This is a genomic window from Aquabacterium sp. J223 (assembly GCF_024666615.1).
GTDB lineage: Bacteria > Pseudomonadota > Gammaproteobacteria > Burkholderiales > Burkholderiaceae_C > J223.
This window is the reverse complement of record NZ_CP088297.1, coordinates 1649133-1663944: the sequence shown is the minus strand read 5'-3', so window position 1 is coordinate 1663944 and position 14812 is coordinate 1649133. Positions and strand designations below refer to the sequence as shown.

The following is a 14812-nucleotide window of genomic DNA, read 5'->3' as shown; positions in this document are numbered from 1 at the left end:
GTTGCCCCGGCCTGGATGCTCAGCTTGGGGGGTCACCGATACCTTTGAATCATTGATCTTGTGGAGGCGGTACCGCGACAGTGGCCCTGCCCTTGCGAGAACGCCAGGCGTCCACCTCAACGCCGATTCAGATGCTCGACCACGACCGACTGCTGGACCTGCAACGCACGCTCTTGGAAGGCGAAGGCCAGGACGGCGCACTGGAACGTTTTCTCGAGAAGGCCAGGCACGCCTTCGACGCCAACGCTGCGGCGTTGTTCTCACCACAGCCGGTGGGGGCGCAGGACGTGCAGTTCATGTCGCAAGGCCTGGCCGCCGAACAACTGTCGTCCATCGCGCAATGGACGCACCACGATCCTTGGATCAAGCGCCGCCAGGCGCTCGGGCTGCGCATGGACATCGGCTTGATCGCCATGGGCTCCAGCTACCTGGCGCCGCAGGAACTGCGGCGCACCGAGTTCTATGGCGAATGCGGACGACAGGCCGGTGTATTCCACATCGGCACGGCGGTCATCGACGACGGCACCCGGCCCGGGGGCCTGCCGCGGGTGCACTTCACCCTCGTCCGCCCTGAGGACCGCCACGACTTCGACACCGACACCACCGCCAAGGCACTGCAGTTGTTGGCGCCGGCGGTCCGCGCCAGCCTGCTGGTGCGGCGGAACCGGGCGTGGCAGGCGGAAAGCAAGGCCGGCGTCATCACAGCCCTGGACGCCCACCCGGTGCCCACCTTCGTGCTGGCTGCGGATGGCGAGGTGCTGTTCGCCAACGCCGCGGCCCGGGAGCTGATGCGGCGGACCAACTGGCTCACCGTGGCCGCGGGGCGGCTTCGTCGTGTCTTCCAGCTAAATGCACACGCCTTGTCGGCGGCGTTCACATCCTGCGCCGCCAACGGCACTGCGCGCATCGGCCTGTGGGCGCTCGACGGGCAGGCGATCGCCACCGGCGAACTGCTGATGACGCACAGCACCGACGACCGGCTGCGCACCCTCTGGCCTGCCCTGTCGCATGTGGTGTCGGTGGCGGTGGACCAGCCGGCCCAGGCCGAGGACCGGCTGCTGGCGGTGGCCCAAGCCTATGGTCTGTCGAAGGCGGAGCAGGCCGTGCTGCGGTTGCTGCGCGACGGCCACCCGCCCGACCAGGTGGCCATCCGACTGGGCGTCAAGGTCTCGACCGTGCGAACCCACATCAGCCAGTTGCTCGCCAAGTCGGGCGTTCACCGCGTGCAGGACGTGCTGGCGCTCTGTTCGCGCCGATGAGCGTCGGCGTGGACTTCGACACGGTGCTGGACCTGCACCGCAGCCTGCTGGAAGGCGAAGGTCAGGACGGTGCCCTCACGGCCTTTCTCGCCAAGGCGCGCCGAGCGTTCAATGCCAACGCGATCGCGCTGTTCTCGCCGGATGCGGTGGGATCGACGGACGTGCAGTTCCTGTCCCAGGGATTGGCCGCCGAGCAGTTGGCCACCGTCGCGCAGTGGACGCATGACGATCCCTGGATCAATCGCCGCCTTGCCATGCGGCTGCCCATGGACACCGGCATGGTCACCTTGGGTTCCAGCTACCTGGCACCCCATGAATTGCGCCGCACCGCCTATTACAGCGACTGCGCACGCCAGGCCGGCATCTTCCACATCGGCTGTGTGCTGGTCGACAACGGCAACCAGCCCGGCGGCCTGCCCCGCATGCACTTCTCGCTGGTGAGGCCGGAAGACGCTGACGACTTCGACGCGCAAACCACCACCAAGGCCCTGCAACTGCTGGCCCCGGCGCTGCGCGCCAGCCTGCTGGTGCGCCGCAGCCGGGCCTGGCAGTCGCAGGCGAAGGCCAGCGTCATCGCGGCGCTGGATGGCCATCCGGTGCCGACGTTCGTGCTTGGCGTGGATGGGGAGGTGCTGTTCGCCAACCACGCCGCACAGGCGTTGATGCGGCGGAGTCAGCACGTGCGCATCACGGGCGGGCGGCTGCGGGGCGTCTTCCAGCTCAACGCCCATGGGTTCGCTGCCGTGCTCGCGTCCTGCGCGGCCAACGGCGCCTCTCGCGTGGGCCTGTGGGCGGGAGATGGTGAGGCCGTGGCTACCGGCGAGTTGCTTCTGACCCAGAGCCAGGACATTCGGCTGCGGTCCGTGTGGCCAGGGATGGCGCAGGTGATGTCGGTGACGGTGGACTCGCTGGCGTCCGTGAAGGACCGTCTGCAGGCCGTGGCCGACTTCTACGCATTCTCCAAAGCCGAACAGGCCGTGTTGACGCTGTGCAGCCAAGGCCTGTCGCCCGACCAGGTGGCCGTGCACCAAGGCGTCAAGGTGTCCACCGTGCGCACGCACATTCGCAGCCTGCTGGAGAAGACCGGCGAGCGGCGATTGGCGGATGTGGTGGGGCGCCTGACACGCAAATAGGGGGTGGTCGGCGATAGCCGCACCGCTCTCGGTCGTGCGGCTTGAGGAGGCGTGCCGCACGACTTCCGACGATGCTGGTATATCGACAACGATTCTGGAGGAATCACGTGCACCGGCCATCACAGCGCATCAAATTGATCCTGGCCTTCGTGCGCCGCATGGCGCTGCAGGGCTTGGCCGCCCTGACGCTGCAGGCTGGCCTGCTGACGTCGGCGTTGGCAGTGCCGCTGCTGTACCAGTACGCCGGCACGGTCACGCAAGTGCGGTCGACCTACGAAGGCCTCGTCATCTCGCTGCCGAGCTTGCCCATCGAAGTGGGCCATGCCGTGTGGGGGACGATAACCTTCGATCCATCGGATCCGCCCATCTCGCCGCACGGTGACAGTTACGTCGTCTACGGGCCACAGGCGGTCAAGTTCACCTTGAACGTTGCGGGTCTGGCCTATGCCACGTCGGAGAACCTGTCGTACGTCTTTCCTTACGCTCACCTGCTGTCAATCCTCGGCAACGCGGCAGGACCTGAGATGGATGGCGTCCCGCCCATCGTCGCCAACCTGCTAGTGGATGGCTCACCGGCCGTCTCGCCTTCAGGCATCACCGATAGTGGCCTTCTGGCATTGAACCGCGGAACCCTCAACTTCGCCGAGCTCGTCGACCCGCTCACCAGCACGCTGCGTCGAGTGCACGAAGTGAACTTCCGCATCAGTTCGGTCGCGCCCGTCAGTCCCATACCGGAGCCGGCGTCCTTGGCCTCGTTGTTGGCAGGTCTCGCCGCCCTGATCCTTCGCCGCCGCTTCAAGCACTGCCTGCGCGCCGCCGCTTGGCCTGCCATCCCGGGCCTGCTGCTGGCCCGTCAACGCCAACGCGGTGCCGATCACCGGTTCCTTCAGCGGGCAGGTCACGAGCCTCAGTGCGTCTTCCTATTCCGTCTTTTTGGGCCAGTCCTTTAGCTATCCCGCCCCCGATGGCTGGGTTTCGGTAGGCGATGGCGTCGCCGGCACCTTCAGTTTCGACCCCCAAGCCGTGCCATCGGCGTTGGACGTTTATGGAGCCACCTACAACGCACCCGCCGCGCTTTTCCAGATCACGGTCAACGGCAACACCTTCACCCCGGTGGCGCCGACGACACGGATTTCTCGACTTCCTCCGACGCATTTGGAACTTGGGCGGGGTGACAGCAACGCGGTCACCGGACCGTCATGGGATGGCATGCAGCCTTACTCCGCATGGATTTCCGCTCTCAACCTTTCCCTCTTGGCGTCTCTCCCCCAGCTCGACGCAGAGCTGTTCGGTGCACTCGACCGCGGCGTGGTTTCTTTCCTCCAGTTCAGCCCCTATGGGTATGACCAACGTCAGCTTGACTTCGCCATTGACCATGTGCGTTTCGACATCCCACCGCACCGATTCCCGAGCCCTCCACATGGGCAAGTCTTCTGAGTGGCTTCATGATCCTGGGAATGGCAATAGACCTTCGCAGGTGGAAGGCCGGCAGGGCATGCCGGACACAACGGGGAGCAACGTCCTCGCCCTGAAACGAGTGGAGGGCCTGGTCACCTTCGACGACCGCAAGTTCGACCGGCGCGCACGGGCGCTGGAACTGGCGCCAGGAGTCATGGTCTTGTCGTGACGCCGCGGCGAGCGGCCGCCGTGTTCACACCCGCCCCCACCCCCGCTTCACCGCGGCCTTCACCCGCTCCCATGCGCTGCCGGGGTGGTCGCGCTCCCAGGCCGAGCGGGCGTGCGGCTCCACCTCGTCCCACGACCGACCGTGGTGCTGCGGGTCGGAGCCCCAGGTGCTGCCGTGGCGGTAGGCCGGCTCGTAGTCCTCCCAGCGCCCGCCGCTGCCGGCGTAGTTCGATTCGAAGTCCTCGCGGAAGAGCAGCGCCTCGTCGGTGTGCACCACCGCGCCGGGCGTGGCAGCGGTCACGGTGTCGGCGGACGTGGGCGCGGACGGGGCGGTCGACGGGCCGCTCGCGCGGGGATAGACCCGCACGCCGCCGTCTGCCACGCCGGTGTCGCTCATCGGCCCGGCGATGCGTTCGTCGTCGTCCTCGTCGTCGATGTCCACCGCCCCGGCCTGCTGCAGGGCCTGCTGGACGACCGTGGCCTGCGCCGCTTCGTCCACCTCCACGCGCACCACCGCGCCGCCGCGCTGGACGGCCCTGGCGTAATGGCCCACCTGCGTCACCTCGTCCGGCCCGAACAGCTCGGCGAAGAAGCTGCGCACGTGGGCCATCACGCCGTCGTCGTCGACCGGCTCGAAGGCCTTGTCGCCCGCCGGGCGGGTCAGGTGCACGTGGTCCTCCTGGATGCCGCGGGCGGCGAGGCTGCGCGCCGCCTGCTCGGCCGCGGCGTAACGGTCGAAAACGCCAACGACGGTGTGTCGCATGTCGGTCTCCTTGCTGGGGAACGTGGATGGACCGGTGGGTGCAAGGCAGGTGCCCGGGCGCGCGGCGGCGGCGCCGATAATCTGCCCCTTTTCATGTCGGCCTCGGCCGACAACCGAGACCCATGATCCAGCTCAAGCAGCTCACCCTGCGCCGCGGCGTCAAGGTGGTGCTGCAGGACGCCACCGTCACCCTCAACCCCGGCGAGAAGGCCAGCCTGGTCGGCCGCAACGGTGCCGGCAAATCCAGCCTGTTCTCGCTGCTCGCCGGGCGCCTTTCGCCCGACGCCGGCGACGCCGAGATCCCGCCGCACTGGCGCATCGGCGAGGTGGCCCAGCACATGCCGGAGACCGAGGACGGCGCCACCGACTTCGTGCTGCAGGGCGACGTGACGCTGATGGCCGCGCAGGCCGCGCTGGCCGAGGCCGAGGCCGGCGGCGATGGCCATGCCATCGGCGACGCGCACGCCGCGCTGGCCGACGCCGGCGCCTTCGACGCCCGCCCGCGCGCGCAGGCGCTGCTGCTCGGCCTGGGCTTCAAGGCCGACCAGCTGGACGCGCCGGTGAACAGCTTCTCCGGCGGCTGGCGCATGCGGCTGCAGCTGGCCCGCGCGCTGATGTGCCCGGCCGAGCTGCTGCTGCTGGACGAGCCGACCAACCACCTGGACCTGGACGCGCTGGTCTGGCTGGAGGGCTGGCTGCAGCGCTTCGCCGGCACGCTGCTGGTGATCAGCCACGACCGCGAGTTCCTCGACGCCATCACCACCGTGACGCTGCACCTGGAAGACGCAAGGCTGACACGCTGGGGCGGCAACTACAGCGCCTTCGAAGGCATGCGCGCCGAGCGGCTGATGCAGCAGCAGGCGGCCTACGAACGCCAGCAGGACCGCATCGCCCACCTGCAGCGCTTCATCGACCGCTTCAAGGCCAAGGCCACCAAGGCCAAGCAGGCGCAGAGCCGGGTCAAGGCGCTGGAGCGCATGGAGCGCATCAGCGCCGTGCTGACCGCCGCCGACTTCGCCTTCGAGTTCCGCGAGCCGCCCAGCCTGCCCAACCCGATGCTCAGCCTGAAGGACCTGTCCTGCGGCTACGGCACGACGACCATCGTCAAGGACATCAACCGCAGCGTGCTCGCCGGCCAGCGCATCGGCATCCTCGGCGCCAACGGGCAGGGCAAGTCGACGCTGGTGAAGACCATCGCCCACGAACTTCCGCCGCTGGCCGGCGGCATGACCGAGGGCAAGGGCCTGGCGCTGGGTTACTTCGCGCAGCAGGAACTCGACCTGCTGAAGGAGGACGACACGCCGCTGCAGCACATGACGCGGCTGGCGCGCGACCGCGGGCCGGCCGGCACCGAGCAGGCGCTGCGCAACTTCCTCGGCCAGTTCCAGTTCGCCGGCGACATGGTGCACCAGGCCGTCGGCACGCTGTCCGGCGGCGAACGGGCGCGGCTGGTGCTGGCCAGCATCGTCTGGCAGCGGCCCAACCTGCTGCTGCTCGACGAGCCGACCAACCACCTCGACCTCACCACCCGCGAGGCGCTGTCGATGGCGCTCAACGAGTTCGAGGGCACGGTGCTGCTGGTCAGCCACGACCGTGCGCTGCTGCGCGAGGTGTGCGACGAGTTCTGGCTGGTCACCGGCGGCGGCGTGCAGCCCTTCGACGGCGACCTCGACGACTACCAGCGCTGGCTGCAGGACAACGCGCGCGAGGCGGTGAAGGCCGCGCGCCTGGAGCGCAACCAGGAGCGCGCCGGGCGCGCCAGCGCGCCGGCGCCCGCGGCCGCCGTGGCCGCCCCGCCGGCACCGCCGGCCCGCGACGCCCGCCGCCAGCAGGCCGCCGACCGCCAGCGCCGGCAGGACGAGGCCCGGCCGCTGAAGGCCGAGCTGAAGCAGGTCGAGGCCCGCATGGCCGCCTGCAGCCGCGACCGCGAGGCCGCGCTGGCCCTGCTGGCCGCCGGCGCCCGGTCGCCGGCCGAGCGGGCCGACGCGGGCCGGCGGCTGAAGTCGCTGGACGACGAACTGGCGGCGCTCGAAGGCCGCTGGCTCGAATTGGGCGAGGCGCTGGAGCAGCTCGGCTGACGCAGGCGCCTCCCGGCCGGACGCCGGGCGCGGGGTCGATCCGGAGGCTGACCGTGTGCGCAATCTGCACGCCGTGACCGGTCTTTCGTGATCGGTGTCACGCCGCGCGCGGTCCCCAACGAGAGCTTCTTACAGCACCACCAAGGGTTGACGATAGGTTGATTGCTGCAGTGCAGAACTGCAGCCCCGCACGGTGCGTGCGGGCCCGTTCACCTGCCGGAGCCCCTGAGCATGGCCCACGCCGCCCTCAACCCCGACGACTTCCTGTCCCACATGCGGGACGTCCAGCGCTGCGAGGCGTCGCTGCGCGAGCTCAACCTGATGTGGCGCGTCATCGAGGCCGGCGCCAAGATGAACTGCCCGGAGGAGGCGCGCAGCATCCTGCCGATGATGGCCGCCACCCGCCAGGGCTTCCAGCGGTTGGAGCGCGACCTGGTGGCCAGCCTGGTGCAGGAGAAGGTGGCCAACGTCATGGGCGAGGTGGGCACCCGCGCGCGCCATGTCATCGACCTGCTGGTGCGCAACCTGTACGAGCGCACGGCGGACGTCGGCTTCCTGGCCAGCAACCGCGTGCTGGCCGAGCACCTGGCGGGCCTCACCGACGACCGCGAGCGGGTCGAGCGACGGCTGCGGTCGTACCGCGAGAAGTACACCGTGTACGACGAAGTGCTGCTGCTCAGCCCCGACGGCGAGGTGATGGCGCAGATGGACGACACCGGCGAGCGGCTGTCGCACAGCGCGGACCCGGTGCTGGCGGCGGCGCTGGCCAGCGACCGCCATGTCGAGCGCTTCGGCATCACCGACCTGCGCCCGGGCCGCGGCGAGGCCCTGGTCTACGCGCAGCGGGTGTGCCACCCGCAGCACGGCGGCGCGGTCGGCGTGCTGTGCCTGGTGTTCGGCTTCGACACCGAGATGGCGGGCATCTTCGCCAGCCGCGGCGACGCCGAAGGCCGCTCCATCCTGCTGCTGCTCGACGGCGACGACCGCGTGATCGCCAGCGCCGACGAGGCATGGATCGCCCGCGGCACCCGCGTGCCGGTGAACCGCGACCGCCAGCCGCGGCTGTGCCTGCACGGCGGCCGCGAGTACCTGGTCACCACCTGCGCGGCGCAGCCCTACCAGGGCTACCCGGGGCCGGCCGGCTGGCAGGGCCAGGTGATGATCCCGGTGGACGTGGCCTTCCATGGCGAACTGGGCGGTGTCCTGAAGACGCTGGCCCCGCACGTGGCCGACGGGCTGCTGTCGCATGCGCGCAGCTTCTGCCCGCCGCTGTACGAGGTGGTGACCGAGGCCGACGCGGTGCGCCGCGTCGTCTGGAACGGCCAGGTGATGACCGCCGGGCGCGGGCGCGACCTGCACAAGCTGAAGTGCGTGCTCGACCAGATCAGCGAGACCGGTGCGCGCACCGACGAGCTCTTCGACGCCGCCATCCGCGACCTCTACGACACGGTGCTGGCCTCGCGGCTGTCCGCCGCGCGGTCGCTGTCGCACCTGCTGGTCGACCTGCTCGACCGCAACCTCTACGAGCGCGCCAACGACTGCCGCTGGTGGGCCCGCACACCGGAGCTGCGCCAGGCACTGGCCGACCGGGCGCCGTTGGCCGACGACACCGGGGGCGGGGTGGCGGCCATCCTCGAGAACATCAACGCGCTCTACACCGTCTACAGCCGGCTGGTGGTGTACGACGCCGAGGGCCGCATCGTCGCGGCCAGCCGGCCGCGGCTGGCCGACGGCAGCAGCGTCGTCGGTCGCCGCATCGACGCCGAGGACCTGGCCGCGGTGCTGCGCCTGGCCGATGCCCAGCACTACCACGTCAGCCGCTTCGGCCCGTGCCCGCTGGACGACGGCCGCAGCACCGCCGTGTACCACGCCGCCATCCGGGCGCTGGACGACGAACGCCGCGTGCTCGGCGGCATCGGCATCGTCTTCAACGCGACCGTCGAGCTGGACGCCATGCTGCGCAGCATCGAGTCCGCGGCGCCGGGCATCCAGGCCAGCTACGTCGACCGCCAGGGCCGGGTGCTGGCCAGCACCTCGCCCCGCAACCCGCCCGGCAGCCGGGTGGACATCGGCGCGGTGGGCCAGCTGCCGCGCGGCGCCAGCGACCGTTCGATCATCGAGCGAGACGGTTGTTATGCGCTGGTCAGCGCGACGGTGAACGCCGGCTACCGCGAGTTCAAGACCCGCGACGGCAACGCCGACGACGTCATCGCCCTCACCTTCCAGCCACTGGGCGCGCTGCGCGACGCGGGTGGTGTGCGCCGCCGCGCCGACACCGCCATCGCCGACGACCCGCTGAACGGCGGCGAGGAGTTCGCCACCTTCTTCGTCGGCCAGGTCCTGATGGCACTGCCGGCGGCGGCGGTGCGCGAGGCGCTGCCCGCCCGCCAGCTGCTGCCGGTGTCGCTGGGTCAGCAGCCGCCACGGGTGGGCCTGCTGCCGCGGCGCCGCGACGGCCAGGTCGAGGGCCATGTCTGGGTCTACGACCTGCATGCCCTGCTGGGCGGCGATGCGGCGACCGGCGACGACGGCCAGGTCATCGTGCTGGAACACGCGGGCCTCCACTTCGGCCTGACGGTGGACGAACTGCACGGCGTGCCGGCGTTCGATCCCGCTGCCGTCATCCCCGCGCCCCGGGTGCAGGGCGGCGCCCTGGTGCAGCGACTGGTCAAGGCCAACCGCGGGGCCCTCCTGATCCAGGTGCTGGACGTGGCGGCCATCGCCGGCGCGCTGCGCCTGGACAGCGGTCCGCACGACGGCCCGACCGGGCCGGGCGCGACGGCGCCGGCCGAAACGGCGATTCGTCACGCGTCTCGGTCCCCGACCGGCCTGGCCCTTGCGTAACGTGCCGTGATGACCGCCGTCGCCGCCTCCCCCGTCCACCGTGCGCTGCCCGTCGACGCCGGCGACCTGCTGTCGCAGCTGCGGCGCGAGGGCGGGGTCTTCGTCGCCGACCATGCCGGCCTGCGGCTGGCCAGCCACTTCCAGCCGATCTACAGCCTGTCCCACGGCCGGGTGGTGGGCCACGAGGCGCTGCTGCGCGCCAGCGATGCGCAGGGCCGGCCGGTGCCGCCGCCGCAGGTGTTTGACCTCGGCGACGACCTCGACGAGCTGTGGCGCCGCGACTGGCTGGCCCGTGCGGTGCACCTGGCCAACCACGCGGTCGCGCCACCGGCCGACCAGTGGCTGTTCCTCAACGCCCACCCGGCCCTGTTCGGCGGCTGGCGCGAAGGCGAGGTGCGGTCGTTCACCGACACCGTCATGCACCGCTTCGGCATCCCGCCGCAGCGGCTGGTGATCGAGGTGCTGGAAAGCGCGCTGGCGACGCAGCCGCAGCAGGTGGAGGCCTCGATCCGGAACGCCCGCGAGCACGGCTGCCTCATCGCGCTGGACGACTTCGGCGCCGGCCATTCCAACTTCGACCGCGTCTGGCGGCTCAAGCCCGAGATCGTCAAGCTCGACCGCAGCCTGGTCGCCCGCGCGGCGGGCGACCGCGCCGTGCGGCGGATGATCGTGCAGCTGGTGTCGCTGCTGCACGAATGCGGCGCGCTGGTGCTGATGGAAGGCATCGAGACCACGGAGGAAGCGTTCGTCGCGCTGGAGTCCGACGCCGACCTGGTGCAGGGTTACCTCTTCGGCCGTCCGCAGGCGGCGCTGGCCGCGGCCGAACGCGCGCCGAACGCGCTGGAAGCGGTGTGGCGCGACTTCGAGGGCCGCTGGCGGGACGACCAGCTGGCCGGGGCCGACCGGCTGCAGCCCTACCGCGAGGCCCTGCAGTCCGCCGCGCTGCACATGATGGCCGGCGTGCCGCTGCCGACCGCCTGCGCCGCCTTCCTCGACCTGCCTGGCGCGGAGCTGTGCTACATGCTGGGCGCCGACGGCCGGCAGATCGGCGACAACTGCTGGGCCGAGCGCGTCCGGCAGGCCACGCTGGGCCGCCCGGCCAGCCTGGCCTTCGCCCCGCTGCGCGATGCGCGCGGCGCCCGCTGGAGCCGCCGGCCCTACTTCCGGCGGGCGGTGCAGCAGCCGGCGCAGGTGCAGACCACACGGCCCTACCGCACCCTGCACGGCGGCCACCTCAGCGTGACGGTCTCCATCGCCTTCGCACCGGCCGCCACCGCCGCGCTGCAGGTGCTGTGCGGCGACGTGGCCTGGGACACGCTCTGACCGCCACCGGCCGGCGGTGGCCGGACTGGGCCATCATCAGGGCCCCACAGCCCCGGCCCGCCGCACCATGATCCTCGAAGTCGCCGACATCCGAATCCGCCCGGGCGAGCAGACCGCCTTCGACGCCGCGATCGAACGCGGCCTGACCACGGTCATCGCCAAGGCCGCCGGCTACCGCGGCCACCGCGTGCTCAAGGGCATCGAGAGCCCCGAGCGCTACCTGCTCACCATCTGGTGGGACAGCGTCGACGCCCACAACGTCGGTTTCCGCCAGAGCCCGGCCTTCGCCGAATGGCGCGCCATCGTCGGCCCCTTCTTCGCCCACGCGCCGCAGGTGGAGCACTTCGACCGGTTGACCGAGTCGGGCGAGCGCTAGCGACGCCGCGCGCCGGTTCCGGCCGTGCACCTCCTTGACGCCGCCGCCACCGAGGCGGCCCTGCCCTTTCACCGCCTGATCCCCGCGCTGCGCGAGGCCTTCGCGGCGGGCGACACGGTGGTGCCGCCGCGGCAGGTGCTGGCCCTGCCCGGCCTGGTCGGCGCCCCCGGGGTGACCTCGCTGGTCATGCCCGCGTGGCAAGGCCGGCACTACGCGGTCAAGACGGTGAACATCGCGCCCGGCAACGCGGCGTCGGGCCTGCCCGGGCTGCATGCCGTGGTGACGCTGTTCGACGCGCAGACCGGCGTGCCGCTGGCGGTGCTGGACGGCGGCGTGGTGACGGCCCGGCGCACCGCGGCGGCCTCGGCGCTGGCCGGGTCGTGGCTGGCGCCACGGGGCCGGCCGCTGCACCTGCTGGTCGTCGGCGCGGGGGCGGTGGCCCGCCTGCTGCCAATGGCTTGGCGCGAAGTGCGGCCGCTCGCGACGGTCAGCGTCTGGGCGCGCCGGACCGAGCAGGCGCGGGCGCTGGCCATGCACTGGCGGTCGCTGGGCCTCATCGCCGAGGCGGCGGACCGACTCGACGACGCGGTGGCCGAGGCCGATGTGGTCAGCACCGCCACCCTGGCCGCGGAGCCGCTGATCGAAGGCCGCCGGCTGAAGCCCGGCGCGCACCTGGACCTCATCGGCGGCTTTACGCCCGCCATGCGCGAGGCCGACGACGACTGCTTCCGCGGCGCCGGCCTGTGGATCGACCAGCCCGAGGCGCTGGCCAAGAGCGGCGACCTGCTGGGGCCGATGGCGCGTGGGGTGTTCGGCGCCGGCGACGTGCGGGGAACGCTCTCATCGCTGGCCCGCGGCGAGGCCCCGGGGCGTCGGTCGGACGAGGAGCGCACCGTCTTCAAGTCGGTGGGCACCGCGCTGGAGGACCTGACGGCGGCGCGCCTGGCGATCGAGCGGCCAGCGGGCTGACGGGCGCGGGCCGGCTGTCGGCCGCCGATCCGGCCGGCGCGTTGCCACCCTGATACGGCCCGCCGCCGCGACCCCGGAGCCTGCCATGCGCCGCCGTCCTGCCCTGCTGGGCCTGATCGCCCTGCTGCCACCGCTGCTGATGCTGGCGCCCGCGACAGCGCAAGACGGCGGCCTGCGCGAACGGCTGAGGGAACGCCGCGAGCAGCGGCGCGAGCAGGCGACGCACCCCGGGCCGCTGGCCGCCGGCACGCACACGCTGCAGGTCGAGCACGGCGGCGAGCGGCGCGAGGTGATCCTGCACGTGCCCGCCCGCGTCGACGCCGCCCGCCCGGCACCGCTGGTCCTCGCCTTCCACGGCGGCGGCGGCCATGCCGCGTACATGGCCGACGACGGCCGCTACGGGTGGGTCTCGAAGGCCGAGCGCGAGGGCTTCGTCGTCGCCTTCCCCAACGGCCACAGCCGGCGTCGCAGCGGCCGCTTCGCCACCTGGAACGCCGGCGGCTGCTGCGGCGAGGCGCGGGATCGGAACGTCGACGACGTCGGCTTCTCGCGCGCGGTGGTGGCGGCCGTGGCCGCCCGGGTGGCCGTCGACCGGGGCCGGGTGTTCGCCACCGGCATGTCCAACGGCGGCATGCTGGCGCATCGGCTGGCCTGCGACGCGGCGGACCTGTTCCGCGCCGTCGCCGCGGTGGCCGGCACCGACGGCACCACCGAGTGCCGCCCGTCGCGTCCGGTGTCGGTGCTGCACGTGCACGCCCGTGACGACACCCACGTGCTGTTCGACGGAGGCGCGGGCGCCGACGCCTTCCGCGATCCGAGCCAGGTCATGGCCTTCACCTCGGTGGCCGACACGATGGCGCGCTGGGTGCAGCGCAACCGCTGCGCGCCGACGCCGCAGCGGGTGCTGTCGCGGCCGGGCGCGTTCTGCGAGGCCTACAGCGGCTGTGCCGGCGGCAGCCGGGTGCAGTTGTGCGTCACCGAGGACGGCGGCCACTCCTGGCCCGGCGCGCCGAGCGTGCGCCGCGGCAAGGCGCCGGCGTCCAGCGCGCTCGACGCCAACGAGGTGATCTGGGACTTCTTCGTCACCTCGGCCGCGGTCCGCTGAACGGGCTCAGGGGTAGTCCACCGGGCGCGGCTGCTGCGCCGGCGGCGCGGGCTGCGCCGCCACCTTCTCCGGCAGCGGGATGAACTCGGTCTCGCCGGGCACGGCGGCGAAGCGGCCGGCCTGCCAGTCGGCCTTGGCCTGCTCGATGCGCTCCTTGCGGCTGCTGACGAAGTTCCACCAGACGAAGCGCGGGCCCTCCAGCGGCTCGCCGCCGAAGGCGATGAGGCGGGCGCCCTGGTCGCCGGCGCGCAGCACCACGGGCACGCCGCGCGTGAAGACGGCGAGGCGGCCGGCCTCGAGCGGATGCCCCTCGACCTCGAGCGAGCCTTCGAAGAGGTGGGCCGCGCGCTCCACGTGCTCGGCGGGCAGCTCGAAGCGCGCCCCGGGCGCCAGCCGCAGGTCGAGCTGGAACATCGGCGAGGACACCGCCACCGGCGAGCGCAGGCCCTGCAGGTCGCCGAGCACCAGCCGGCCCTGCACGCCGGCACCATCGTCGAAGGCGGGCAGCGTGTCGGCGGGGTGGTGGTGGAAGGCGGGCTCGACCTCTTCCCGGTCCGCCGGCAGCGCCACCCACACCTGCGCGCCGTGGTACGGCAGGCCGTCGGGCGCGCCGCGCAGTTCCATCGGCGTGCGCTCCGAATGCACGATGCCGCGGCCGGCCGTCATCCAGTTCACCGCGCCGGGCTTGATCGGCTGCACGCAGCCCAGGCTGTCGCGGTGCAGGATCTCGCCCTCGAACAGGTAGGTCACGGTGGCCAGGCCGATGTGCGGGTGCGGCCGCACGTCCATCGCGCGGCCGGGCGCCAGCCGCGACGGCCCGATGGCGTCGAAGAAGACGAAGGGGCCGACGGTGCGCCGCTGCACATGGGGCAGCGAGCGGTGCACCACCATGCCCTCGCCGAGGTCGGCACTGCGCGGGACGATGACGGTGTCCAGCGACGGCGGCAGCAGGTCGGACATGGCGGGCTCCTGGCAGGTGATGGGTTCAGGGCCGGCGTGGCGGGGCGGTCTCGTCGGCGACCCAGCCGGCGTAGCGCGGCTCGGCGTCGACGGGCTGCCACCACAGCGCCGGCAGGTCGTAGGGATGGGCCTCGCGCCAGGCCGTCAGCGCGGCGTCACGGCAGGCCTCGGGGGTCTTGGCCAGCAGCCGCCACTCCCGGTCCTGCTGCACGGCGCCCTGCCAGCGGTAGACGCTCTCGATGGCGCTGACCTGCACGCAGGCGGCCAGCCGCCGCTCGACCAGCAGCGCGGCCAGTCGGCGGGCATCGACCTCGCTGCCGACGGTGGTGAAGAGGGCGACGAGCGGCTCGGGCATGGCGGGGGCCAGTATGCGGCG

At 72.0% G+C, this 14812-nt stretch carries 14 protein-coding genes; 11 read left to right on the top strand and 3 right to left on the bottom strand.

Annotated features, from left to right (window positions below; all coding sequences use genetic code 11):
• Positions 1–131: 131 nt before the first annotated feature.
• The 5 genes from LRS07_RS08025 to LRS07_RS08005 all read left to right on the top strand — a co-directional run bounded on the left by LRS07_RS08025 (position 132) and on the right by LRS07_RS08005 (position 4019).
• Positions 132–1259, top strand: coding sequence for a helix-turn-helix transcriptional regulator (locus LRS07_RS08025; RefSeq protein ID WP_260501412.1), 1128 nt, complete (start codon positions 132–134; stop codon positions 1257–1259).
• A gap of 8 nt (positions 1260–1267) precedes the next feature.
• Positions 1268–2392, top strand: coding sequence for a LuxR C-terminal-related transcriptional regulator (locus tag LRS07_RS08020; RefSeq protein ID WP_260501411.1), 1125 nt, complete (start codon positions 1268–1270; stop codon positions 2390–2392).
• 134 nt (positions 2393–2526) lie between these two features.
• Positions 2527–3342: a PEP-CTERM sorting domain-containing protein gene (locus tag LRS07_RS08015; protein ID WP_260501410.1), complete on the top strand. Its 816-nt coding sequence runs from the start codon at positions 2527–2529 to the stop codon at positions 3340–3342.
• Positions 3326–3829: a hypothetical protein gene (locus LRS07_RS08010; protein WP_260501409.1), complete on the top strand. Its 504-nt coding sequence runs from the start codon at positions 3326–3328 to the stop codon at positions 3827–3829. Before LRS07_RS08015 ends, LRS07_RS08010 begins: the two co-directional genes overlap by 17 nt.
• Entirely contained in the window at positions 3813–4019 is a 207-nt protein-coding gene (locus LRS07_RS08005; RefSeq protein ID WP_260501408.1) for a hypothetical protein, read from the top strand. Before LRS07_RS08010 ends, LRS07_RS08005 begins: the two co-directional genes overlap by 17 nt.
• Positions 4020–4043: 24 nt before the next feature.
• On the opposite strand, the gene LRS07_RS08000 is transcribed toward LRS07_RS08005, so the two are convergent.
• Positions 4044–4781 (bottom strand): hypothetical protein, encoded by a 738-nt coding sequence (locus tag LRS07_RS08000; protein ID WP_260501407.1) that lies wholly within the window; start codon positions 4779–4781, stop codon positions 4044–4046.
• A gap of 122 nt (positions 4782–4903) precedes the next feature.
• Between LRS07_RS08000 and LRS07_RS07995 the strand changes: the two genes are divergently transcribed.
• The 6 genes from LRS07_RS07995 (at position 4904) to LRS07_RS07970 (ending at position 13476) form a co-directional block, all read left to right on the top strand.
• A complete protein-coding gene (locus LRS07_RS07995) occupies positions 4904–6859 on the top strand; it encodes an ABC-F family ATP-binding cassette domain-containing protein (RefSeq protein ID WP_260501406.1) in 1956 nt (651 codons plus the stop codon).
• 231 nt (positions 6860–7090) lie between these two features.
• Positions 7091–9703, top strand: a complete 2613-nt coding sequence (locus LRS07_RS07990; protein WP_260501405.1) for a chemotaxis protein CheW — start codon at positions 7091–7093, stop codon at positions 9701–9703.
• Positions 9704–9712: 9 nt separating this feature from the next.
• Positions 9713–11026 (top strand): EAL domain-containing protein, encoded by a 1314-nt coding sequence (locus LRS07_RS07985; RefSeq protein ID WP_260501404.1) that lies wholly within the window; start codon positions 9713–9715, stop codon positions 11024–11026.
• A 67-nt stretch (positions 11027–11093) separates the two neighbouring features.
• Positions 11094–11402, top strand: coding sequence for an antibiotic biosynthesis monooxygenase family protein (locus tag LRS07_RS07980; RefSeq protein WP_260501403.1), 309 nt, complete (start codon positions 11094–11096; stop codon positions 11400–11402).
• Between the two features lie 24 nt (positions 11403–11426).
• The gene (gene lhpI, locus LRS07_RS07975; protein WP_260501402.1) at positions 11427–12371 is read left to right on the top strand and encodes a bifunctional Delta(1)-pyrroline-2-carboxylate/Delta(1)-piperideine-2-carboxylate reductase; all 945 of its coding nucleotides are present in this window, start codon (positions 11427–11429) and stop codon (positions 12369–12371) included.
• An 85-nt stretch (positions 12372–12456) separates the two neighbouring features.
• On the top strand, positions 12457–13476 hold the full coding sequence (locus LRS07_RS07970) for an extracellular catalytic domain type 1 short-chain-length polyhydroxyalkanoate depolymerase (RefSeq protein ID WP_260501401.1): 1020 nt from the start codon (positions 12457–12459) through the stop codon (positions 13474–13476).
• A gap of 6 nt (positions 13477–13482) precedes the next feature.
• On the opposite strand, the gene LRS07_RS07965 is transcribed toward LRS07_RS07970, so the two are convergent.
• Together LRS07_RS07965 and cutA are read right to left on the bottom strand one after the other, a co-directional pair.
• Positions 13483–14436 carry a pirin family protein gene (locus tag LRS07_RS07965; RefSeq protein ID WP_260501400.1) on the bottom strand — a complete coding sequence of 318 codons (954 nt, stop codon included), beginning with the start codon at positions 14434–14436 and terminating at the stop codon, positions 13483–13485.
• A gap of 25 nt (positions 14437–14461) precedes the next feature.
• The gene (gene cutA / locus LRS07_RS07960) at positions 14462–14791 is read right to left on the bottom strand and encodes a divalent-cation tolerance protein CutA (RefSeq protein WP_260501399.1); all 330 of its coding nucleotides are present in this window, start codon (positions 14789–14791) and stop codon (positions 14462–14464) included.
• Positions 14792–14812 lie beyond the last annotated feature (21 nt).

What these genes read in the sequence shown, in the direction of transcription:
- LRS07_RS08025 (WP_260501412.1), top strand. Translation starts at nt 132, where the DNA reads ATGCTCGACCACGACCGACTGCTGGACCTGCAACGCACGCTCTTGGAA.
- LRS07_RS08005 (WP_260501408.1), top strand. Translation starts at nt 3,813, where the DNA reads ATGGGCAAGTCTTCTGAGTGGCTTCATGATCCTGGGAATGGCAATAGA.
- LRS07_RS08000 (WP_260501407.1), bottom strand. Translation starts at nt 4,781, where the DNA reads ATGCGACACACCGTCGTTGGCGTTTTCGACCGTTACGCCGCGGCCGAG.
- LRS07_RS07995 (WP_260501406.1), top strand. Translation starts at nt 4,904, where the DNA reads ATGATCCAGCTCAAGCAGCTCACCCTGCGCCGCGGCGTCAAGGTGGTG.
- LRS07_RS07990 (WP_260501405.1), top strand. Translation starts at nt 7,091, where the DNA reads ATGGCCCACGCCGCCCTCAACCCCGACGACTTCCTGTCCCACATGCGG.
- LRS07_RS07985 (WP_260501404.1), top strand. Translation starts at nt 9,713, where the DNA reads ATGACCGCCGTCGCCGCCTCCCCCGTCCACCGTGCGCTGCCCGTCGAC.
- LRS07_RS07980 (WP_260501403.1), top strand. Translation starts at nt 11,094, where the DNA reads ATGATCCTCGAAGTCGCCGACATCCGAATCCGCCCGGGCGAGCAGACC.
- LRS07_RS07970 (WP_260501401.1), top strand. Translation starts at nt 12,457, where the DNA reads ATGCGCCGCCGTCCTGCCCTGCTGGGCCTGATCGCCCTGCTGCCACCG.
- LRS07_RS07965 (WP_260501400.1), bottom strand. Translation starts at nt 14,436, where the DNA reads ATGTCCGACCTGCTGCCGCCGTCGCTGGACACCGTCATCGTCCCGCGC.
- cutA (WP_260501399.1), bottom strand. Translation starts at nt 14,791, where the DNA reads ATGCCCGAGCCGCTCGTCGCCCTCTTCACCACCGTCGGCAGCGAGGTC.